Source organism: Cupriavidus gilardii (assembly GCF_013314895.1).
Classification (GTDB): Bacteria; Pseudomonadota; Gammaproteobacteria; order Burkholderiales; family Burkholderiaceae; genus Cupriavidus; species Cupriavidus gilardii_C.
The window spans coordinates 40,040-61,082 of sequence record NZ_JABTYE010000024.1; the positions used below are offsets into that span (position 1 = coordinate 40,040).

Sequence of the window (21,043 nt, forward strand, 5' to 3'; positions counted from 1 at the left end):
CCAGCCTCGTCGCGCGCGCCCACGCCGCGCTCACAGACCAGCATGGCCCGCCTCCGCCTTCTCGCCTTCCGCGACCGCACTGGCCGCCCGCAGCAGCCGCAATTGCTCGTCATGGAAGTCCCGATAGCGCTGCTGCCATTCGGAAGGCTGCGCCACCGGCAGCACCTGCACCGCGGTGACCTTGTACTCGGGGCAGTTGGTGGCCCAGTCCGAGTTGTCGGTGGTGATCACGTTGGCGCCCGACTCGGGGAAGTGGAACGTCGTGTAGACCACGCCCGGCTGCATGCGCTCGCTGACCAGCGCGCGCAGCACCGTCTCGCCCGCGCGGCTGACGATGCCGACCCAGTCGCCGTCGGCGATGCCGCGCTCCTGCGCGTCGTGCGGATGGATCTCGAGCCGGTCCTCGTCGTGCCAGCGCACATTGTCGGTGCGCCGCGTCTGCGCGCCGACGTTGTACTGCGACAGGATGCGGCCGGTGGTCAGGATCAGCGGGAAGCGGCGGTTGACCTTCTCCTCGGTCGGCACGAACTGCGTGATGATGAACTTGCCCTTGCCGCGCACGAAGGTATCGACATGCATGATCGGCGTGCCGGCCGGCGCCTGCGCATTGCAGGGCCACTGGATGCTGCCGAGCTCGTCTAGCTTCGCGTAGCTGACGCCGGCGAAGGTCGGCGTCAGCCGCGCGATCTCGTCCATGATCTCGGACGGATGGCGATAGTCCATCGGATAGCCGAGCGCGTTCGACAGCAGCATCGTCACCTCCCAGTCGGCATAGCCGGCCTTGGGCGGCATCACCTTGCGCACGCGCGAGATGCGGCGCTCCGCATTGGTGAAGGTGCCGTCCTTCTCGAGGAACGAGGAACCCGGCAGGAACACGTGCGCGTACTTGGCGGTCTCGTTCAGGAAGATGTCCTGCACCACGATGCATTCCATCGACGACAGCGCCTCGGCCACATGCTGCGTGTTCGGATCGGACTGGACGATGTCCTCGCCCTGGCAATACAGGCCCTTGAAGCTGCCGCCGAGCGCGGCCTCGAACATATTGGGAATGCGCAGGCCCGGCTCGGGGCTGATCTCCACGTTCCACGCCTGCTCGAACAGGCCGCGTGTGGTCGAATCGGAGACATGGCGGTAGCCCGGCAGCTCGTGGGGGAACGAGCCGATATCGCAGGACCCCTGCACATTGTTCTGCCCGCGCAGCGGATTGACGCCGACACCCTCGCGGCCGATATTGCCGGTCGCCATCGCCAGATTGGCGATCGCCATCACCGCGGTCGAACCCTGCGCGTGCTCGGTGACGCCCAGACCGTAGTAGATCGCGGCATTGCCGCCGGTCGCGTACAGCCGCGCGGCCCCCCGCAATTGTTCGGCCGGCACGCCGGTGGCCTCGGCCATCGCCTCGGGCGAGTTCTCCGGACGCGCAACAAACTCGCGCCATTGCGCGAAGGCCTTGCCCTCGCAGCGCTCGGCGATGAAGGCCTCGTTCAGCAGCCGTTCGGTGACGATCACGTGCGCCATCGCAGTCAGCACCGCGACATTGCTGCCGGGCCGCAGCTGCAGGTGATAGTCGGCGCGCACGTGCGGCGATTGGACCAGATCGATGCGGCGCGGATCGATGACGATCAGGCGCGCGCCGGCGCGCAGCCGCTTCTTCAGCCGCGAACCGAACACCGGATGGCCGTCGGTCGGATTGGCGCCGATCACCAGGATTACGTCAGCGCGCTCGACCGAACGGAAGGTCTGCGTGCCGGCGGACTCGCCCAACGTCTGCTTGAGCCCATAGCCGGTCGGCGAATGGCAGACGCGCGCGCAGGTATCGACGTTGTTGTTGCCGAAGGCCGCGCGCACCAGCTTCTGCACCAGATAGCCTTCCTCGTTGGTACAGCGCGACGACACGATGCCGCCGACTGCGTCGCGCCCGTGCTCCGCCTGGATCCGGCGGAACTGCGTGGCCGCGTAGTCGATCGCCTCTTCCCACGACACCTCGCGCCACGGATCCTGGATGCTGGCGCGGATCATCGGCTTGAGGATGCGATCCTGGTGCGTGGCATAGCCCCAGGCAAAGCGGCCCTTGACGCAGGCATGGCCCTCGTTGGCCTGGCCGTTCTTGTACGGCACCATGCGCACGACCTCGTTGCCCTTCATCTCGGCCTTGAAGGCGCAACCGACGCCGCAGTAGGCGCAGGTGGTCACCACGCTGTGCTCGGGCTGGCCCATGCGGATCAGCGAGGTCTCGGTCAGCGTCGCGGTCGGGCAGGCCTGCACGCAGGCGCCGCACGACACGCAGTCCGAATCCATGAAGGACTCGCCCTGCCCCGCGGTCACGCGGGAATCGAAGCCGCGGCCACTGATCGTCAGCGCGAAGGTACCCTGCGTTTCCTCGCAGGCGCGCACGCAGCGGTTGCAGACGATGCATTTGGAAGGGTCGTACTGGAAGTACGGATTCGACTGGTCCTTGACCGCATCCAGATGGCTGGCCCCGTCGTTGCCATAGCGAACTTCGCGCAGCCCGACCGCGCCGGCCATGTCCTGCAGCTCGCAGTTGCCGTTGGTCGGACAGGTCAGGCAATCGAGCGGATGGTCGGAGATATAGAGTTCCATCACGCCGCGACGGATCTCGGCGAGCTTGCCGGTCTGCGTGCGCACCTTCATGCCAGGTTCGGCCGGCGTGGTGCACGACGCCGGATAGCCGCGCCGCCCTTCGATCTCGACCAGGCACAGCCGGCACGAGCCGAACGGTTCGAGGCTGTCGGTCGCGCACAGCTTGGGCACATGGACGCCGGCCTCGACCGCGGCGCGCATCACCGAGGTGCCCGCGGGCACGGTGACGGCGACGCCGTCGATCTCCAGCGTGACGGTTTGCTCGGCCTCGCGCCGCGGCGTGCCGTAATCGATATCGTGGTGGGGATGCAAGGTCAGACTCCGCGGGGTCGGTGATTGGGCGAGGTGCTTGTCGTCTTCATGCGGCGCGCGCCGGCAGCGGCGGCAGGCCGAAGTCCTCGGGGAAGCTGTCGAGGGCCGACAGCACCGGATACGGCGTCATGCCGCCCATCGCGCAAAGCGAGCCGTGCAGCATGGTGTCGCACAGATCGCGCACCAGCCGCACCTGCTGCGTGCGCTGCGCAGGGTCCGGCTGTGCCATCAGCTTGTCGATGACCTCGACGCCGCGGGTCGAGCCGATCCGGCACGGCGTGCATTTGCCGCAGGACTCGACCGCACAGAATTCCATCGCATAGCGGGCTTGCCGGGCCATGTCGACGGTGTCGTCGAAGGCGACGATGCCGCCGTGGCCCACCACGCCGCCGAACGCGGCATAGGCTTCGTAGTCGAGCGGCACGTCCCAGCGCGATTCGTTCAGATAGGCGCCGAGCGGGCCGCCGACCTGCACCGCGCGCAACGGCCGGCCGCTGCGCGCGCCGCCGCCGTAGTCGAACAGCAATTCGCGCAGCGTGACGCCGAACGCCTTCTCGACCAGTCCGCCGCGCGCGATATTGCCGGCCAGCTGGAACGGCAGCGTGCCGCGCGAGCGGCCCATGCCGAAGTCGCGATAGTGCTGCGCGCCCTCGGCCAGAATCACCGGCACGGTGGCCAGCGAGATCACGTTGTTGATGATCGTGGGCCGGCCGAACAGGCCCTCGATCGCGGGCAGCGGCGGTTTGGCGCGCACCACGCCGCGACGTCCTTCGAGGCTTTCGAGCAGCGCGGTTTCCTCGCCGCAGACATAGGCCCCCGCGCCCTTGCGTACCTCCAGCGTGAAACGGCGGCCGCTGCCGCGGATATCGTCGCCGAGCCAACCCGCCAGCGTGGCTACGGCGATGGCGCGTTCCAGCACCGCGATCGCATGCGGATATTCCGAGCGCACGTAGACGTAGCCCTGCTCGGCGCCGACCGCCAACCCGGCGATCGTCATGCCCTCGATCAGCATCAAGGGATCGCCCTCCATCACCATGCGATCGGAGAACGTGCCCGAGTCGCCTTCGTCGGCATTGCAGACCACGTATTTGACGGGGCTGTCCGCCTTCAGCACCGTGTTCCACTTGATGCCGGTCGGAAAGGCCGCGCCGCCGCGGCCGCGCAGGCCCGAGTCTGTGACCTCGCGGACGATGTCGGCGCCGCCCATCGACAGCGCGCGCGTCAGGCCGCGATAGCCGCCGTGCGCAAGATAGTCGTCGAGCGACAGCGGATCGGTGATGCCCATGCGAGCGAAGGTCAGGCGCTCCTGCTGGCGAAGAAAGGGAATCGATTCGGTCATGCCGTGACACACCGGATGGTTGCCGCCGCGCAGGAAGCCGGTATCGAACAGCGCGGGCACGTCCGCAGCGCTGACCGGCCCGTAGGCGATTCGCCCGGCCGGCGTCTGCACCTCGACCAGCGGTTCGAGCCAGAACATGCCGCGCGAGCCGTTGCGCACGATGCGCACCGCCTCGCCGCGCGCCGCGGCCTGCCCAGCAATCGCCCGCGCCACCGCTTCGGCGCCCATGGCCAGCGCGGTGGAATCGCGCGGAACGAACACCGTCACGGGCGCGACGGTGGTCGACATCGATGTCGTGTTCATCGGCTCACCTCGTCGTCGGACATGGACGCGGCCCGGTCTTGCCGCGCATCGCCGTACCCGGCATCGCACTGCCGCAGCGCGGTCAACAAGGCATCGAGCCGCGCCGGTGTCACGCCGCCATGCAGATCGTTGCCGACCATCAGCGCCGGCCCCACCGCGCACTGGCCCAGGCAATAGACCGGCTCCAGCGTGATGGCGCCGTCCGCGCTGGTCTGGTGCCAGCCGCAGCCGAGCTCGCGCTGCGCATGTTCGGCCAGCGCATCCGCGCCGACCGCCTGGCAGGCCTCGGCGCGGCACAGTTGGAGCACGTGCCGACCCGACGGCTGGTCGCGGAAATGGTGATAGAAGCTGATGACCCCATGGACCTCGGCGCGCGACAGGTTCAGTGCGCGAGCGATGGCGGGCACCGCATCCGGGGGGACGAAGCCGAGCGCGTCCTGGATGTCGTGCAGGATCGGCAGCAAGGCGCCGGGCTGGTGCTGGCGAGCGCGCAGAATGGCCGCGATGCGGTCGGCGGCATCGGCCTCCGACGCCTTCGAAGCCGCGCTTTTCGATGCCTCGCCTTCCAAATAGGCTATTTTTTGCATATTGTTGGGACTCCATCTCGGCCGCCTCGCGCGCCAATCGACGCCCAATTCCCGGGTTTTTTCGCTATGCCGGGACTATAGGCAGCGTGCACGCGAGCGGCAATATGCTATTTTTCGCCTATGCTAAGGATCGCCATCCATCCGCACCTGCAGGTGCGCGACGACAGCAACGGGGCCGCGCCGCTCGATGTCTCGCGGCTGGTCACCCTGCTCGCCCATATCGAACGCACCGGCAGCATCCGCCAATCGTGCGAGGCGATCGGGCTGTCGTACCGCTATGCCTGGGGCCTGCTCGAAGACGCGCAGTCGCTGTTCGGCGGCCCGCTGATCGACAAGCGCCGCGGCCGCGGCAGCGTGCTGACGCCGCTGTCGCAACAACTGGTCTGGGCCAACAAGCGCATCGCCGCGCGGTTGTCGCCGACGCTGGAGAGCCTGGCTTCGGAGCTGGAGATCGAATTGAAAAAGGTGCTCGACGCGTCGGTCAGCGCGCTGCGCCTGCATGCCAGCCACGGCTTCGCTGTCGCCGCCTTGCGCGACTTTCTCGACGAGCACAAGGTCCGCCATGACCTGAAGTACTGCGGCAGTCTGGAAGCGGTGGCCGCGCTCGCCGCCGGCAACTGCGATATCGCGGGCTTCCATGTGCCGATCGGCGAGTTCGAGGCGGAGACGTTCGCGCGCTTTGCCGGCTGGCTGCATCCGGAGCGGCATTGCCTGATCCATCTGGCGGTGCGCACGCAGGGCCTGTTCGTCGCCCGCGGCAATCCGAAGCAGATCACGCGGCTGGACGACCTGCTGCGGCCGGACGTGCGCTTCGTCAACCGCCAGGTCGGTTCGGGAACGCGCCTGCTGCTCGATCTGATCCTGCGGGCGCGCGGCATCGACCCGGGGCGCATCGACGGCTACAGCAACGGCGAATTCACCCATGCGGCGGTGGCCGCGTATATCGGCAGCGGCATGGCCGATGTCGGCTTCGGCGTCGAAACCGCGGCGCGGCGCTTCGGCCTGGACTTCGTGCCGGTGCTCAAGGAACGCTACTTCTTCGCGATGGAACGCGAACGGCTGCAGAGCCCGATGCTGGCCGATGCGGTGGCGGCACTGACCAGCGGCGGGTTTCGGGAGCGGGTCGATGCGCTCCCCGGCTACGATGCCACGCTGACGGGCACGGTGCTGACGCTGCCGCAGGCCTTTCCCGAGCTGCAGCGCGCGCTATCGCTCCAAACCGGCGCTCAATAAACCTGCGGCACCCACATCTCGTCGGGCACCGGCTGGCGCGCGTAGTCGTCGCTGCGCTGGCGCTCCGGCAACACGATCTCGGGCTGCTCGATCTCGCGATAGGGAATCAGCGTCAGCAGGTGGTGAATGCAATTGAGCCGCGCGACCTTCTTGTCGTCCGCGTGCACGACCCACCAGCGCGCCTCGGGGATATGCGTGCGTGCCAGCATGATTTCCTTGGCCTTGGTATAGGCCTCCCAGCGGCGGCGCGATTCGAGATCCATCGGGCTGAGCTTCCACTGCTTCAGCGGATCGTGGATGCGCGACAGGAAGCGCAGTTCCTGCTCCTCGTCCGAGATCGAGAACCAGTACTTGATCAGCCGGATGCCCGAGCGCACCAGCATCTTCTCGAATTCGGGCACCGAGCGGAAGAACTCCTCGTACTGGTCGTCGGTGCAGAAGCCCATCACACGCTCGACGCCGGCGCGGTTGTACCAGCTGCGATCGAACAGCACGATCTCGCCGGCCGCCGGCAGGTGCGACACATAGCGCTGGAAATACCACTGGGTCCGTTCGCGGTCGTTCGGCGCGGGCAGTGCCGCGACGCGGCAGACGCGCGGATTGAGCCGCTGCGTGATGCGCTTGATCACGCCGCCCTTGCCGGCGGCATCGCGCCCTTCGAACACGATCACGATCTTCTGGCCGGTGGCGACCACCCAGCTCTGCAGCTTGACGAGTTCGCCCTGCAGGCGGAACAGCTCGCTGAAATAGTGCCGGCGCGATTCGCGGTCGACGGCGCCGCCGGGCAGCGACTCGGAGTTCAGCAACGCCTGCGCGTCGCCGTCCTCGAGCGCGAGCTCGAATTCCTCATCGTAGTGGTCCGCCACCTCGCGATGGATGCGGCGCACCAGTTCTTCTTCGCTCGGGGTCATCTCACGCTCCTTCACGCTTCATCACGCTACGCCAACACGCCGGCCGGCCCTCGCCCGTGGCCGGGCGGCTCGCCAGCGTAGCGCACCGGTATGTCAAAGCCGTGAACGCGCGGGCCGAGGCGACATCACGGCGCTCCACAAGCGTAGACCAGAAAGTCCCGCAGCAGCTGCGCCGGCTCGCTCAGCGGCACGTCGCGCCGCCAGATCAGCCCGACTTCCATGTCGGGCACCACGTCGGCCAGCGGCCGCACCTCGATTTCCTTGCCCTCGAGCGACCACGGACGGAACACCATGTCGGACAGCACCGTGACGCCGAAGCCGTGCGCGACCAGTCCGCGCAGCGCTTCCATCGAGGTGGTGCGAAACGCGATATCGGGGGACAGCCGCTTGCTCTTCCAGTAGCGCAGCGTCGAGGTCTCGCCTTCGTCGACGGTCAGCAGGATGTACGGATAGCCCGCCACGTCCTTGAGCGTGGGCGCGCCGCCCTGCATCAGCGGATGGCCCGGCGGCGCCCACAGCTGCCGGCGCGAGCGGATCAGGGTACGGTGCGCGAAGCGCTGCGGGCGCGCGACGTTCGACAGCAGCACCACGCCCAGCTCGATCTCGCCTGACAGCACCGCCTCCTCGATCTGGACGCGGTCGAGGTCGCGCAGGTCGAAGACGATGTCGGGGTAGTGCGCACGAAAGCGCGCCAGCAAGGCCGGCAGCAGATAGCCGAGCACCGTGTACGAGGCCGCGAAGGCCACCGTGCCTTGCTGGCCAGGGCCCTGCAGCGACGGCTCGCGCAGCATGTCCTCGACCGAATCGAGAATGCCCGCGACCCGCTGCAGCAGCCTGTGCCCCTCGGCGGTCAGCGCGACGCCGTGCGGCAGCCGGTCGAACAGCCGCACGGCCAGCCGCTGCTCCAGCGCCAGCACCGCATTGGTGATGGCCGACTGCGACACGTGCTCGCGCGTGGCGGCCATCGAGAACTGGCCGGTTTCGGCGGCGGCCTGGAAATAGCGCAGCTGCCGCAGCGTGATGTCGCGCGCCAGCGGCGCCGGGCGCGTCTTGGCATCGCCGGTCGGCGAGCCCGCGATACCGGCTGAAAGGGACGGGGAACCTACGCGGGAAGGGGGACGTGCAGCCATGCGATTTCCAAATATCAGCGCTCCGATTTTGTGATTTTACGATAGCGAAGCGCTTTCCTACACTCGTCCGGCAAACGATAACGATAGGTCCGCGGATCGCCAGCGATCGCAACAAGCCGGAGACACCCCCCATGAACAGCCCGCTTTCCCCCGCGCAGCAACAGGCCCTGGCCGACGCGCTGGCCAACGTCAGCCTCGACGACAAGTACACCGTAGAGAAAGGCCGCGTCTATCTGAGCGGCACCCAGGCGCTGGTGCGCCTGCCGATGCTGCAGAAGGCGCGCGACCGTGCCGCGGGGCTCAATACCGCCGGCTATGTCTCCGGCTATCGCGGCTCGCCGCTCGGCGGGCTCGACCAGGCGCTGTGGCAGGCAAAGACGCATCTGGCCGGCAGCGACGTGGTGTTCCAGCCCGGGCTGAACGAGGATCTGGCGGCCACGGCGGTGTGGGGCACGCAGCAGGTCAATCTGTTCCCCGGCGCGAAGCGCGACGGCGTGTTCTCGATGTGGTACGGCAAAGGCCCGGGCGTCGACCGCTCGATCGATGTGCTCAAGCACGCCAACTCCGCCGGCTCCGCGCCCCATGGCGGCGTGCTGCTGCTGGCCGGCGACGATCATGCCGCCAAGTCCTCGTCGGTCGCGCACCAGTCCGAGCACGTGCTGATCGCCGCGGGCATTCCGGTGCTCTACCCGTCCACCGTGCAGGAATACCTCGACTATGGGCTGCACGGCTGGGCGATGAGCCGCTATTCGGGCCTGTGGGTGGCGATGAAGTGCGTCACCGACGTGGTCGAATCGAGCGCGTCGGTCGAGATCGATCCGGACCGCGTACAGGTCGTGCTGCCGCAGGACTTCGCGATGCCGGAAGGCGGACTCAATATCCGCTGGCCCGACCCGCCGCTGGCGCAGGAAGCACGGCTGCTGGACCACAAGTGGTACGCGGCGCTGGCCTATGTGCGCGCCAACAAGCTGAACCGCGTGGTCGTCGATTCGCCGCGGGCGCGCTTCGGCATCATGACCGCGGGCAAGGCCTATCTCGATGTCCGGCAGGCGCTGACCGACCTTGGGCTGGATGACGACACCTGCGCGCGCATCGGCATCCGCGTGATGAAAATCGGCTGCGTGTGGCCGCTCGACGCGCAGGACGCGCGCGAGTTCGCCACCGGTCTCGACGAGATCCTGGTGGTCGAGGAAAAGCGCCAGATCCTCGAATACGCGCTGAAGGAAGAACTGTACAACTGGCGCGACGATGTCCGCCCGCGCGTGTTCGGCAAGTTCGACGAGCGCGACAACGAAGGCGGCGAATGGTCGGTGCCGCGCGGCAGCTGGCTGCTGCCCGCGCACTACGAGCTGTCGCCGGCGATCATCGCCAAGGCGATCGCGCGGCGCCTGGACAAGGCCGACCTGCCCGGCGACGTGCGCGCGCGCATCGCCGCGCGCGTGGCGCTGATCGAAGCGAAGGAGCGCGAGGCGTCCAGGCCGCGGCTGTCGGTCGAACGCAAGCCCTGGTTCTGCTCGGGCTGCCCGCACAACACGTCGACGCGCGTGCCCGAGGGCTCCCGCGCGCTGGCCGGCATCGGCTGCCACTACATGGCGATGTGGATGGACCGCAATACCGACACCTTCAGCCAGATGGGCGGCGAAGGCGTGGCGTGGACCGGCCAGATGCATTTCACCGACGAGAAGCACGTGTTCGTCAATCTGGGCGATGGCACCTACTTCCATTCGGGACTGCTGGCGATCCGCGCGGCGATCGCGGCCAAGGCCAATATCACCTACAAGGTGCTGTTCAACGATGCGGTGGCGATGACCGGCGGTCAGCCGGTCGACGGCGTGCTGACCGTGCCGCGCATCGCGCATCAGGTGCTGGCCGAGGGTGCACGCGAGATCGTCGTCGTGACCGACGAACCTGAAAAATACGCCGGCGGCGGCGGGCTGCCGACCGGCGTCGCCGTGCATCACCGCGACCAGCTCGACGACGTGCAGCGGCGCCTGCGCGAGACGCCCGGCGTCACCGTACTGATCTACGACCAGACCTGCGCGACCGAGAAGCGCCGCCGGCGCAAGCGCGGCGACTATCCCGATCCGGCGCGGCGCGCCTTCATCAACGACGCGGTCTGCGAGGGCTGCGGCGACTGCTCGGTGCAGTCGAACTGCCTGTCGGTGGAACCGCTGGAGACTCCGCTCGGCACCAAGCGCGCGATCAACCAGTCGTCGTGCAACAAGGACTTCTCCTGCCTGAACGGCTTCTGTCCGAGCTTCGTGACGGCCGAGGGCGCGCAGGTGCGCAAGCCATCGGCCGCGGGAACGCAGACAGGAACGAAGGCAGGCGCGATCGACCTCGACGCCCTGCCCTCGCCGACGCTGCCGCCGCTGGAGCGGGCCCACGGCATCGTCGTGACCGGCGTCGGCGGCACCGGCGTGGTGACGATCGGCGGCATCCTCGGCATGGCCGCGCATCTCGAAGGCAAGGGCGTCACCGTGCTCGACATGGCGGGGCTCGCGCAGAAGGGCGGCGCGGTGCTCAGCCACGTGCAGATCGCCGCCACGCCGCAGGGGCTGCACGCCACGCGCGTCGCCACCGGCGAAGCGCGGCTGGTGATCGGCTGCGATGCGATCGTGTCGGCGTCGGCGGAGGTGCTGTCGAAGGTCCGGCGCGATATCACCGCCGCGGCCATCAACAGCGCCCGCACGCCGACCGCGGATCTGATCGCCAACCCGAAATGGCGCTTCCCCGGCGCGTCGGCGGAGCAGGATCTGCGCGACAGCATCGGCGAGGCCTGCGCCTTTATCGACGCCAATGCGTGGGCCGTCAGGCTGCTGGGCGATGCGATCTTCGCCAATCCGCTGCTGCTGGGCTTCGCGTGGCAGCGCGGCTGGGTGCCGCTGTCGCTGGCCAGCCTGACGCGCGCGATCACGCTCAATGGCGTCGCCGTGCAGAAGAACCTGCTGGCGTTTGCCTGGGGTCGCGCGCTGGCCCATGGTGGCGAGACGACCGTACGGGCGAGTCTGGACGGCGCCGGTGAGGTCCCTGGCCGCGCAAGCGCCGCATCGACGCACGTGGTCCCGCTGCCCCAGACGCTGGACCGCTTGATCCAGGACCGCGCCGCGCTGCTGCGCGCCTACCAGAACGACGGCTACGCCGCGCGCTATCTGGCCGCGGTCGACAAGGTACGTCAGGCGGAGCTGGCGCTCGGCGCCGACCGCAAGCTGCCGCTGACCGAGGCCGTTGCGCGCAATCTGGCCAAGCTGATGTCCTACAAGGACGAATACGAGGTCGCGCGGCTGTACGCCGATCCGGCCTTCCTCGACAAGCTGCGCGCGCAGTTCGACGGCGAGCCCGGCCGCGACTATCAGCTGAACTTCTGGCTGGCACCGCCGCTGCTGTCCGGCGAGTCGCGCAATGGCCGTCCGGTCAAGCGCCGCTTCGGTCCGCGGACGATGACGCTGTTCAGGCTGCTGGCCAGGCTCAAGGGGCTGCGCGGCACGCCGTTCGACCCCTTCGGCCGCACCGCGGAGCGCCGCGAGGAACGGCGGCTGGTGGACGAGTATCTGGCGATGGTCGACGAGTTCGCGCGCGGTCTGGATGCACGGCGGATCGACACGGCGCTGGCACTGGCGGCGCTTCCGGACGATATCCGCGGCTTCGGGCCGGTGAAGGAAGCGAGCATGCGCAAGGCGGCGCAGCGGCGCGCCGAGCTGATGGCGCGTTATCGCGGCGGCGTGGCCGCGGACAGCGAGCGCGCCGCGGCTTGATGCCGCGCACGCGGGCCGGCTACCGCCTTACGGCATAGCCGGCGCCGCGGCACGCGGTGAATCGCCGCGTTCCCATTGCGCCCGCAGATCGTCGAACGACAGCAGCCGCCCCGCAATCGCGCTGGCGGCGACCGTCGGCGGGCTTGCCAGCCACACCTGTCCCGGCCCCGAGCGGCCGGGGAAATTGCGATTGATCGAGCTGACCGTGACCTGCTCGGCCGCCGTCGACGAGCCCGGCCCGCAGTTCGCGCAGGCGCCGCAGGAAGGCTGCAGGATCGTCGCGCCGACCGCGTCGAACGCATCGAGATAGCCCTGGGCAATGCAGTAGTCGCGCACCGCCGTCGTCCCGAATTGGAGATACAGCGTGACGCCGGCCGGCACGCGCAATCCGCGATCAGCGGCCCAGCGCAGCACCGCGTGATAGTGGTCGAAATCCTCGCGTTTGCCGGCCGTACACGAGCCGCCGTAGGCGATGTCGATCCGTACCGGCTCGTTCAGATCGGACAGCGCCAGGCCGTTGCCGGGATCGCCTGGCCGCGCCACCATCGGCGCAAGGCCGCTGCAATCGACGTGGATCGTCGCCGCATAGTCAGCGCCGTCGTCGCTGCGCATCCACGGCTCGATCGTGAAATCGACGCCGCGCCTGGCCTTCAGGAAGCGCACCGTTTCCTCGTCCGGTGCAACGATGCCGGTAAAGCCTCCCAGCTCGGCGCACATATTGGTCAGGGTCGCGCGTTCGTCGGTCGACAGAGACGACACCACCGGACCGGTGAACTCGAACACCTTGCCGACGCCCGCGCCGCCGCGAATCGCGGGCAACGCGAGCAGATGCAGCACCACGTCCTTGGCGGTCACCCCCTCCGGCAGCGCGCCGTCCAGCACGATACGCAATGACGCGGGCAAGGTCATGCGCACCGCCCCGGTGACGAAGGCATTGGCCATGTCGGTGGTTCCCACGCCGAACGCCACGCAGCCAAGCGCGCCGCTGTGCGGCGTGTGCGAGTCGGTGCCGACCACCAGCTGGCCCGGCAGCGCGTAATGCTCGGCCATCATCGCGTGCGAGATGCCGGCAATATTGCTGCCGTCGTCGCGCAGGGCCTCGTCCTCGGTCAGCGTCCGGTGGACCCGCAGCGCGTAATCCGCGACGAAACGCCGCTGGGCGTCGCGCATCTGCACGACGTTCTGCACCAGGCCGCCGCGCAGATGGGCCGGGCTTTGCTCGACATACGAGGTGTGGTCCTCGAACACGACGACGCGCTCCGGCTCGTGCAGCGCGAGCGGGCGGCCCAGCGCGGCGTGCAGCATATGGGCCGCCATGCCGGTGTAGTACTCGTGGATGAAGCGCCAGTCGGCGCGCACGAAGATGCCGTCGCCCGGTGCAGGATCGGCCGGGGTGACGGCGGTGGCGATCGCATGGCGGGCCACGATCTTCTCGAACAGCGTACGCGGACGATCCAGGGGTTGCCGCGCGGCTCGCCGCTGCGGCGCAGGATCCTTGTCGAGACCTCGCAGATGCCGTTGACCGAAGCGCAGCAGCCCGCCCTCGCGCAGGATCTGCGCGGCCAGCGCATCGCGGCCGGCCAGCAATTCGTCGAGCGCAATCGCCTCGCCGGCCAGCAAGCGCGGAATCAGGCCGAAGTCGGTCGAGGTCAGCAGTCCGATGTTGTCGGCATTCTGCCGATAGATCCGCTCGAAACTGCGGGCGATCACCAAGCGGATGCCGGCGAGCTTCTCGGCCGCGGGGCTGTGCTCGCGCGACGAGCCCTTGCCGTAGCGGTTGCCGGCGACGGTCACGGCAAAGCCGCCCTGCCGGATCGCATCCACGGCGATCGGCTGGGCACCGCCCGCCCGCAGGCCGGTATAGGGATAGCGCCCGAGCTTGTCGTCGAAATGGGTCAGGATCGGTACCGGCGTGATCTCGTCGGTCGAGACATCGTCGCGCAGCGCGCCGGCCTGCTCCAGCGTCAGCGCCTCGCCGCCCAGCTGCCGTTCGATCGTCTGCGGGCAATCGGCAAGAAACAGAATGCGGCCATCGATCTGCAGACGGTCCATCGCGGTCTTCTCCAGTCCCGAAAATCACCGAATCTACGCGCGCCGCCGCGCAGCAGCCAAGCGCCGATGCGGCATCGGGGCTATCTTCGGCAGACATATCCGGGTAAACCTGCAGTCCCGCCCGCGGGCGATCCACGGAGGACGATGGCGGCGGGCAAGGCACCCTTGTTCCGTGCCACCGTTTTGCGGGACACTTGCGCCGCCAGGACGAGCGCCGTGGGTCCGCCCGATGACCGTCCGGGCTGAAGTCCGATTCCCAATGCACCGCCCATGCACCGCTCCTGCACCGCCCATGCACCGCATCGATCCCGTCAGCATCCAGCTCTTTCTCGCCGCCGCGCGGGAAGGCTCCATCAAGCGCGCCGCCGAGGCCGAACACATTGCGCAATCGGCGCTGAGCCGCCGGATCGCCGATCTTGAGCGCAGCCTGGGCGTGGCGCTGCTGGTGCGCTCGCCGTCCGGCGTGACGCTGACCGAAGCGGGCGTGCGCGCACTGGAACTGGGCCGCAAGCTGAACGAGGACATCGCCGCCTTTGCCCGCGAGGTCCAGGACCTCGGCGATCAGGTGGCCGGCACCGTGCGGCTGTCGGCGAGCCCCTCTTCGATCGTCGGCTTTCTGCCCGAACGGCTGCATGCGTTTCGGGCCGGCCATCCGCACGTCGATATCGCGCTGCACGAACGCTCCACCAGCGAGACGCTGCGCGCCTGCCTCGACGATCATGCGGACGTCGGTGTCGGCGTGGCGATCGACGGCGCGCGCGGGCTGGAGTCGTGGCACTTCGCGCAGGACCCGTTGATGGTGCTGCTGCCGGCCAGCCATGCGCTGTCGGCGCGGGCGGCGCTGCGCTACGCCGATGTCCTCCAATATCCGCTGGTCGTGGTGCAGCAAGGCGGAGCGCTCGATACCGAGCTGCGCGATCGCGCGGCCGAAGCGGGCCTGCCGATGCGGCAGAGCGTAGCGGTATCGAGCTTCGAGGCCGCTTGCCGGATGGTCGAGGCGGGATTGGGCCTGGCCGTGATACCCCACAGTGCGACGACTGCCTATGCGGGCACGCGGCGCTTCGTGCGGGTGCCGCTGGACGAGCCATGGCGGCAGCGCGAACTGCGCGTCTATGCGCCGCGCAAATCGCCGCGGCTGCGCGCGGTGGATGCGCTGATCGCGGCATTGCGGGACGAAGGACCAACGGCGTGCTCCGACGCCGTGTGAGCGGATGACCTGGCGGCTATCGCGGAACGCGATACCCCGTCCGTCGCAACAGCATTTCTTGCCGGCAGGCTCGCCGCTCTAGACTGGCGCGCAGAGGAACCGTCCACAGGTTCCCGCCTCGCGACAACGGAGACAGCATGCCCCCCTTCCTTCGCACCGTCGGCCGCCTGCGCCACGCCATTCGACACGCCGCTCGCCACGCCATTCGCCACGCCGCTCGCCCGACCCTCGCGCTGACGGTTGCCGCTGCATTGACGGCCGCGCCGGTGGCCCACGCGCAATCCCCCGACGGCAAGCCGCTGCGGCTGATCGTGCCGACCCAGCCAGGCTCGCAGGCCGACGCCGTGGCGCGGGCCCTCGGCGAATCGATGGGCCGCCATCTTGGCCATCCGATCGTCATCGAAAACATCGCCGGGGCCGGCGGCATCCCCGGCACGCAGCAGATCGTGCGTGCGCCCAAGGACGGGCTGACGCTGGGCCTGGTGTCGTCGAACCACGTGATCAATCCCGCGATCTACCGCTCGATGCCGTTCGACTCGCTGCGCGACATCACGCCGATCACGGTGATCGGCACGCTGCCGCTGGTGCTGGTCGTCAATCCCTCGGTGCCGGCCAACAACGTGCAGGAACTGGTTGCGCTGCTCAAGAGCAAGCCCGACCAACTGAACTACGGCTCGTCCGGCAACGGCACCGTGCTGCACCTGGCCGCCGAGCTGTTCGCCAGCGAGGCCAAGGTCGAGGTCCGTCACGTGCCGTACAAGGGCGCCGGCAACTACACCACCGATCTGCTCAGCGGCCAGGTGCAGATGGGCTTCCTGACGGTGCCGGCCGTGCTGCCGCAACTGAAGGCCGGCAAGCTCAAGGCCATCGCGGTCTCCACGCCGAAGCGCATTCCGATGCTGCCCGACGTGCCGTCGCTGGCCGAAGCCGGCCTGCCGCGCTACAGCTTCGACGCCTGGCTGGCGATCGTCGGCCCGGCCGGCCTGGCGAAGGACAAGGCGGCCGACCTGCAGGCAAGGATCAAGGCCGCGCTCGATGAAAAACCGGTGCAGCAGAATCTTGCCGCACAGGGCCTGGTGATCGTCGGCAGCACGCCGGAGCAGGCGGCACCGTTCTTCCAGAGCGAGCTGGAAAAGCATGCGCGCATCGTCAAGCAGGCCGGAGCAACGCTGAATTGAGCGGTGCACGCGTCGGCGCACCGGCGGCTACGCGCACTTCGGCAGGTACACGGCCTCCGCGACTGCCGGAGGACAACCCCAAAAAAACAAAGCCCTCGCATGGAGGGCTTTGCTGCTTGCGCCGGGAATGATCAGCCAGCGAAGTTCTTGCTGACGAAGTCCCAGTTCACGACGTTCCAGAACGCCTCGACGAACTTCGGGCGGGCGTTGCGGTAGTCGATGTAGTAGGCGTGCTCCCACACGTCGCAGGTCAGCAGCGGCTTGGCGTCGGTGGTCAGCGGGGTGGCGGCGTTCGAGGTCGACACCAGGTCCAGCGAACCGTCGGCCTTCTTGACCAGCCAGGCCCAGCCCGAACCGAAGGTGGTCACGGCGGTCTTGGTGAACTCTTCCTTGAACTTGTCGAACGAGCCCCACTTGGCGTTGATGGCATCGGCCAGCGCGCCGGTCGGTTGACCGCCGCCTTGCGGCTTCAGGCAGTTCCAGAAGAAGGTGTGGTTCCACACCTGGGCGGCGTTGTTGAAGATGCCGCCGGAGGACTTCTTGACGATCTCTTCGAGGGTCGCGTTCTCGAATTCCGTACCCTTGATCAGATTGTTCAGATTGGTGACGTACGTCTGATGATGCTTGTCGTGATGGAACTCCAAGGTCTCCTTGGACATATGCGGGGCCAGCGCATCATGAGGGTACGGCAGCGGGGGGAGAGTATGTTCCATTGTTCTGTCTCTGTGGGTTGTGGGACGGGAGACACCGATTGTAGGTGACTTGCCATAGTGGCGCAAACGAGCGGCAATGCCCCTTCACGGCGCGGCAGTATGCGGCCGTGGGCTTCGCCGCGCGGGCCGTGCGGCCGGATTTACGGCCGGGTTTTGCGGGCGATGCCGTGACGATGCGCGGCCCATCGAGGGGTCCATGCCGGTGCCCGTGACGTCCCTATAGATCGAGCAGTTTGGCCTGCACGCTGGCGATGCCGATATCGGCCACGCCCTCGGCCAGATGGACCTCGACCCGGCCGCCGGCACGAAGCTCGGACGGCGCGCGCAGCGCCTTGCCGCGCGGGTCGAGCAGCACCGCATAACCGCGTTCGAGCGTGCGTTGCGGCGCCAGCAGTTCGAGCGCGCCGGCGGCGCGATGCAGGCGCTGCGTTGCGCGTTCGTGCTGACGTTCGCTTGCCGCCTGCATGCGGGTCACGAGCCGCGCAAGTTCCGCTTGCCCGGCGCTTGTGTCGGGTCGCTGCGCGGTCCAGCGCATCGACCACAGCTGCAGCCGATGGCGTCGCGCCACCAGGTTGTCGCGCCATGCCGCGCGTAAATGTCGGGCGAGATTGTCGAGCTGTCCGCGCCGCTCCTGCAATTGCGCCTGCGGGCTGCGTACGCGCCGCGCCAGCCAGTCCAGATGTTGGGCGCGCCGCTCCAGCTGGCGGCGCATGCATTGGCCCAGCGCGTCCCGTGCCCGCGCCGCCTGCGCCAGCAGATGCGCGCGATCCGGGCTGACCAGTTCGGCCGCGCCGGTCGGCGTCGGCGCCCGCACATCGGCCACAAAGTCCGCAATGGTGAAGTCGGTCTCGTGGCCGACGCCGCAGACCACCGGCAGCGTGCAGCGCGCCACCGCATGGGCCACCACTTCCTCGTTGAACGACCACAGATCCTCGATGCTGCCGCCGCCGCGGCACAGGATGACCACGTCGCACTCGGCGCGCGCGCTGACCGTGTCAAGCATGGCCGCAATCTTGTCGGCGGCGCCCGCGCCCTGCACGGGCACCGGATAGACCAGCACCTGGATATGCGGCGCGCGGCGGCGCAGGGTCGTCAGCACATCGCGCAGCGCCGCCGCCTGCAGCGACGTGACCACGCCGATGGTGCGCGGATGGGAAGGAATCGGCCGCTTGCGTGCGGGATCGAACAGACCGTCGCGCGAGAGCTTGTCCTTCAGGCGCAGAAAGGCCTCGTACAGATTGCCGACGCCGGCGCGCCGCATCGCTTCGACATTGAGCTGCAGCTCGCCGCGCGCCTCGTACATCGAGACCAGCGCGCGCACTTCCACAGCCTCGCCTTCGCGCACCGGAAAGTCGACGTGCTGGTTTCGTCCGCGAAACATCACGCAGCGGATCTGCGCGCGTGCGTCCTTCAGCGAGAAATACCAGTGCCCGCTCGATGCGCGCGTGAAATTGGAAATTTCTCCACGCACCCAGGCCAGCGGGAAGTTGCGTTCGAGTACCGATGCAATCGCATGGTTCAATTCGCCGACCGGGATCACATCGCGCCCGCCAGGTGCCGTCCGGGTGACTGGCGAAGGCGGAAACGAGAATGGTTCAGACATGGCAAATCGCCGCCGAAGCGGCGCCAGATGGACATGTCCACAGCATAACCGCTCTGTCAAGCCCTTCGCTGTAGGGTGCCTGAAACGGCCCGTGTGACGAGGGACTTGACACAAGCCATTGATTCTTAATGACTTTCCCCGACATCACTTTTTAAGCAATGTAAGAATTTCTCTTACGCGTCAATCACTTACCATTTGTCCACACCAGCTTGTTCACAAAGTTATCCACAGGAACTCTGGACAACTACAGAGCGGTAACACGGACCGTACGGCAACCCACACTGCGCGGTGACCGAAACGTCGCTCCCGCACCGAAGCGAAAACCGCCAGCGCGGAAAAACGGTACCGCCCCAATCGGCGTGTGTTGCCACTTTATTAGGCAGCGGCTGGAATTCCGTTACGGATCAACGCCTTGTCCTGCTTCTCCCAGGCTTATCCACAGGCGCTCCACAACACTGTCCCTGCAGGATGTGGAAAGAGGTCGACTTTTGAATTTCCGTTGCCGAACCGCGACGGGGCAAGCGGTTTGGGCAGGGTTGCACATTTTTTAAGCAGGACGCCGGAATGCCATATAAATCAAGGAGTTGCCCTGCTTGTCAGGCGGCTGTCCACACTTGTTCCACAATCCTGTCCCGCTGCGGTGTGGAAAGCCGGCATGGGCGATAGCCGGGATGCACGCGCCGCGTCGCTTCCGACAGCCATACCGCACCTGCCGCCCCCTCTGCTCAATTTTTAAGCAGGCCGGCGGACATCCTTTCCAATCAAGGACTTGGCGTGCCTGTCCGCCAGCTTTCCACAATCGATCCACAGCACTGTCCCTGCCGGGTGTGGACATGTCTGAAAGTGGATGGCGCCCCCCATCTCGGCTTGCCCCGCCGGGGGCCGCGCGTTAGAGTGGCGCCTGTTTTTTTACGCCGGCCTTTCGCAGTCCCTCCCTTGCGCCGGCGACTCGGGGTGTCCTTGTGTTTTCCATCATTGAAGCGGCCGGTTGGCCGATCTGGCCGTTGCTGCTGGCCTCGATCATTGCGCTGGCCTTGATCGTCGAACGTTCGCTGAGCCTGAAGCGCAGCAAGGTGCTGCCGGCCAAGCTGTACGACCAGGCGCTGACGGTCGCGCGGCAACGGCGCGCGACGCCGGACGTGGTCGACTCGCTCGAACGCGATTCGCCGCTGGGCCGTGTGCTGGCGGCCGGGCTGCGCCACGTGATCGCCCAACCGGACACGTCGCGGGACGCCGCCAAGGACGTCATCGAGGAAGCGGGCCGCGCGGTCGCGCATGAGCTCGAACGCTATCTGAACGCGCTGGGAACGATCGCGTCGGTCGCGCCGCTGATGGGTCTGCTCGGCACCGTGATCGGCATGATCGAGATCTTCGGCAGCCAGGGCGGCACCGGCGCCAATCCCGAACAACTGGCGCACGGCATCTCGGTGGCGCTGTACAACACGGCCTTCGGCCTGATGGTGGCGATTCCCGCGCTGATCTTCTGGCGCTATTTCCGCCGGCGTGTCGACGACTACGTGGCCGAACTGGAATCGCGGGCTACCACCTTCCTCGACGCGATCCTGCCGCAGCGGCGCGCTTGAGGCGGATCGAGCCATGCGATTCCGTACCCGTCCCCGGCGCGACGAGCCCGAGATCAATCTGATTCCGCTGATCGACGTGCTGCTGGTGATCCTGATCTTTCTGATGATCACGACTACCTATTCGCGCTACACCGAGCTGCGCATCCAGCTGCCGACCGCCGAGGCGGAAAGTTCGCAGCAACGGCCGCGCGAAATCGTGGTGTCGGTGTCGGCCAGCGGCGAATACGCGATCGACAAGGAGCGTGTCGGCGTCCGCGACGTCGCCGGCCTGACCGAGCGGCTGCGCGCGCTGGCCGGCACCGCGGCGGCGCAGGCGCCGGTACTGGTCGTCAGCGCCGATGCGCAGGCCAGCCACCAGTCGGTGGTCAACGTGATGGAAGCCGCGCGGATTGCCGGGCTGTCGCGGCTGACGTTCGCGACGCAGAGCGGCGGGACGCGGTAGGCGCCGGCCTCCGACCAGCGCCGGTCAGGTTCGATTGCGTTCTCCCTCTCCCCTCAGGGGACAGGGTCGGGAGAGGGGGTGGCGTCAAGCAGCG

The 21,043-nt window shown here is 67.8% G+C and carries 14 protein-coding genes; 6 read left to right on the plus strand and 8 right to left on the minus strand.

What is annotated here, in order from left to right:
- Positions 1-30 precede the first annotated feature (30 nt).
- From fdhF to HTY53_RS20440, 3 genes are read right to left on the minus strand one after another with little or no spacing between them, the layout of a single operon-like run.
- On the minus strand, positions 31-2,913 hold the full coding sequence (gene fdhF / locus HTY53_RS20430; RefSeq protein ID WP_174108389.1) for a formate dehydrogenase subunit alpha: 2,883 nt from the start codon (positions 2,911-2,913) through the stop codon (positions 31-33).
- Positions 2,914-2,959: 46 nt separating this feature from the next.
- On the minus strand, positions 2,960-4,555 hold the full coding sequence (locus HTY53_RS20435) for a formate dehydrogenase beta subunit (RefSeq protein WP_438820978.1): 1,596 nt from the start codon (positions 4,553-4,555) through the stop codon (positions 2,960-2,962).
- Positions 4,552-5,142, minus strand: coding sequence for a formate dehydrogenase subunit gamma (locus HTY53_RS20440; RefSeq protein WP_174108390.1), 591 nt, complete (start codon positions 5,140-5,142; stop codon positions 4,552-4,554). Before HTY53_RS20440 ends, HTY53_RS20435 begins: the two co-directional genes overlap by 4 nt.
- A gap of 120 nt (positions 5,143-5,262) precedes the next feature.
- Here HTY53_RS20440 and HTY53_RS20445 point away from each other — a divergent pair, with 120 nt between their 5' ends.
- Positions 5,263-6,375: a substrate-binding domain-containing protein gene (locus HTY53_RS20445; protein WP_174108391.1), complete on the plus strand. Its 1,113-nt coding sequence runs from the start codon at positions 5,263-5,265 to the stop codon at positions 6,373-6,375.
- Here the strand turns inward: HTY53_RS20445 and ppk2 are convergent.
- The gene (ppk2, locus tag HTY53_RS20450) at positions 6,369-7,286 is read right to left on the minus strand and encodes a polyphosphate kinase 2 (RefSeq protein ID WP_174108392.1); all 918 of its coding nucleotides are present in this window, start codon (positions 7,284-7,286) and stop codon (positions 6,369-6,371) included. The genes HTY53_RS20445 and ppk2 overlap by 7 nt on opposite strands.
- A 125-nt stretch (positions 7,287-7,411) precedes the next feature.
- Positions 7,412-8,320, minus strand: a complete 909-nt coding sequence (locus HTY53_RS20455) for a LysR family transcriptional regulator (RefSeq protein WP_174108419.1) — start codon at positions 8,318-8,320, stop codon at positions 7,412-7,414.
- Between the two features lie 227 nt (positions 8,321-8,547).
- Between HTY53_RS20455 and HTY53_RS20460 the strand changes: the two genes are divergently transcribed.
- Entirely contained in the window at positions 8,548-12,171 is a 3,624-nt protein-coding gene (locus HTY53_RS20460) for an indolepyruvate ferredoxin oxidoreductase family protein (RefSeq protein ID WP_174108393.1), read from the plus strand.
- Positions 12,172-12,198: 27 nt separating this feature from the next.
- On the opposite strand, the gene HTY53_RS20465 is transcribed toward HTY53_RS20460, so the two are convergent.
- On the minus strand, positions 12,199-14,223 hold the full coding sequence (locus HTY53_RS20465) for an aconitase family protein (protein ID WP_174108394.1): 2,025 nt from the start codon (positions 14,221-14,223) through the stop codon (positions 12,199-12,201).
- Between the two features lie 292 nt (positions 14,224-14,515).
- Between HTY53_RS20465 and HTY53_RS20470 the strand changes: the two genes are divergently transcribed.
- Together HTY53_RS20470 and HTY53_RS20475 are read left to right on the plus strand one after the other, a co-directional pair.
- Positions 14,516-15,430, plus strand: a complete 915-nt coding sequence (locus HTY53_RS20470; RefSeq protein WP_174108395.1) for a LysR family transcriptional regulator — start codon at positions 14,516-14,518, stop codon at positions 15,428-15,430.
- A gap of 137 nt (positions 15,431-15,567) precedes the next feature.
- Positions 15,568-16,608, plus strand: a complete 1,041-nt coding sequence (locus HTY53_RS20475) for a tripartite tricarboxylate transporter substrate binding protein (protein WP_174108396.1) — start codon at positions 15,568-15,570, stop codon at positions 16,606-16,608.
- A 131-nt stretch (positions 16,609-16,739) separates the two neighbouring features.
- On the opposite strand, the gene HTY53_RS20480 is transcribed toward HTY53_RS20475, so the two are convergent.
- Together HTY53_RS20480 and xseA are read right to left on the minus strand one after the other, a co-directional pair.
- Positions 16,740-17,321 carry a superoxide dismutase gene (locus HTY53_RS20480; protein ID WP_174108397.1) on the minus strand — a complete coding sequence of 194 codons (582 nt, stop codon included), beginning with the start codon at positions 17,319-17,321 and terminating at the stop codon, positions 16,740-16,742.
- Positions 17,322-17,538: 217 nt separating this feature from the next.
- The gene (xseA, locus tag HTY53_RS20485) at positions 17,539-18,924 is read right to left on the minus strand and encodes an exodeoxyribonuclease VII large subunit (protein ID WP_174108398.1); all 1,386 of its coding nucleotides are present in this window, start codon (positions 18,922-18,924) and stop codon (positions 17,539-17,541) included.
- A gap of 962 nt (positions 18,925-19,886) precedes the next feature.
- On the opposite strand from xseA, the gene HTY53_RS20490 reads away from it, so the two are divergent.
- Positions 19,887-20,507, plus strand: coding sequence for a MotA/TolQ/ExbB proton channel family protein (locus tag HTY53_RS20490; RefSeq protein WP_174108399.1), 621 nt, complete (start codon positions 19,887-19,889; stop codon positions 20,505-20,507).
- A gap of 13 nt (positions 20,508-20,520) precedes the next feature.
- Complete coding sequence (locus HTY53_RS20495) at positions 20,521-20,949, plus strand: ExbD/TolR family protein (protein ID WP_174108400.1); 429 nt, start codon at positions 20,521-20,523, stop codon at positions 20,947-20,949.
- Positions 20,950-21,043: the final 94 nt, after the last annotated feature.

Coding starts and splice junctions, on each gene's coding strand:
- HTY53_RS20440 (WP_174108390.1), bottom strand. CDS start 5,142: ATGCAAAAAATAGCCTATTTGGAAGGCGAGGCATCGAAAAGCGCGGCT.
- HTY53_RS20495 (WP_174108400.1), top strand. CDS start 20,521: ATGCGATTCCGTACCCGTCCCCGGCGCGACGAGCCCGAGATCAATCTG.
- HTY53_RS20460 (WP_174108393.1), top strand. CDS start 8,548: ATGAACAGCCCGCTTTCCCCCGCGCAGCAACAGGCCCTGGCCGACGCG.
- ppk2 (WP_174108392.1), bottom strand. CDS start 7,286: ATGACCCCGAGCGAAGAAGAACTGGTGCGCCGCATCCATCGCGAGGTG.
- HTY53_RS20475 (WP_174108396.1), top strand. CDS start 15,568: ATGCCCCCCTTCCTTCGCACCGTCGGCCGCCTGCGCCACGCCATTCGA.
- xseA (WP_174108398.1), bottom strand. CDS start 18,924: ATGTCTGAACCATTCTCGTTTCCGCCTTCGCCAGTCACCCGGACGGCA.
- HTY53_RS20435 (WP_438820978.1), bottom strand. CDS start 4,555: ATGAACACGACATCGATGTCGACCACCGTCGCGCCCGTGACGGTGTTC.
- HTY53_RS20465 (WP_174108394.1), bottom strand. CDS start 14,223: ATGGACCGTCTGCAGATCGATGGCCGCATTCTGTTTCTTGCCGATTGC.
- HTY53_RS20445 (WP_174108391.1), top strand. CDS start 5,263: ATGCTAAGGATCGCCATCCATCCGCACCTGCAGGTGCGCGACGACAGC.
- HTY53_RS20480 (WP_174108397.1), bottom strand. CDS start 17,321: ATGGAACATACTCTCCCCCCGCTGCCGTACCCTCATGATGCGCTGGCC.
- HTY53_RS20470 (WP_174108395.1), top strand. CDS start 14,516: ATGCACCGCATCGATCCCGTCAGCATCCAGCTCTTTCTCGCCGCCGCG.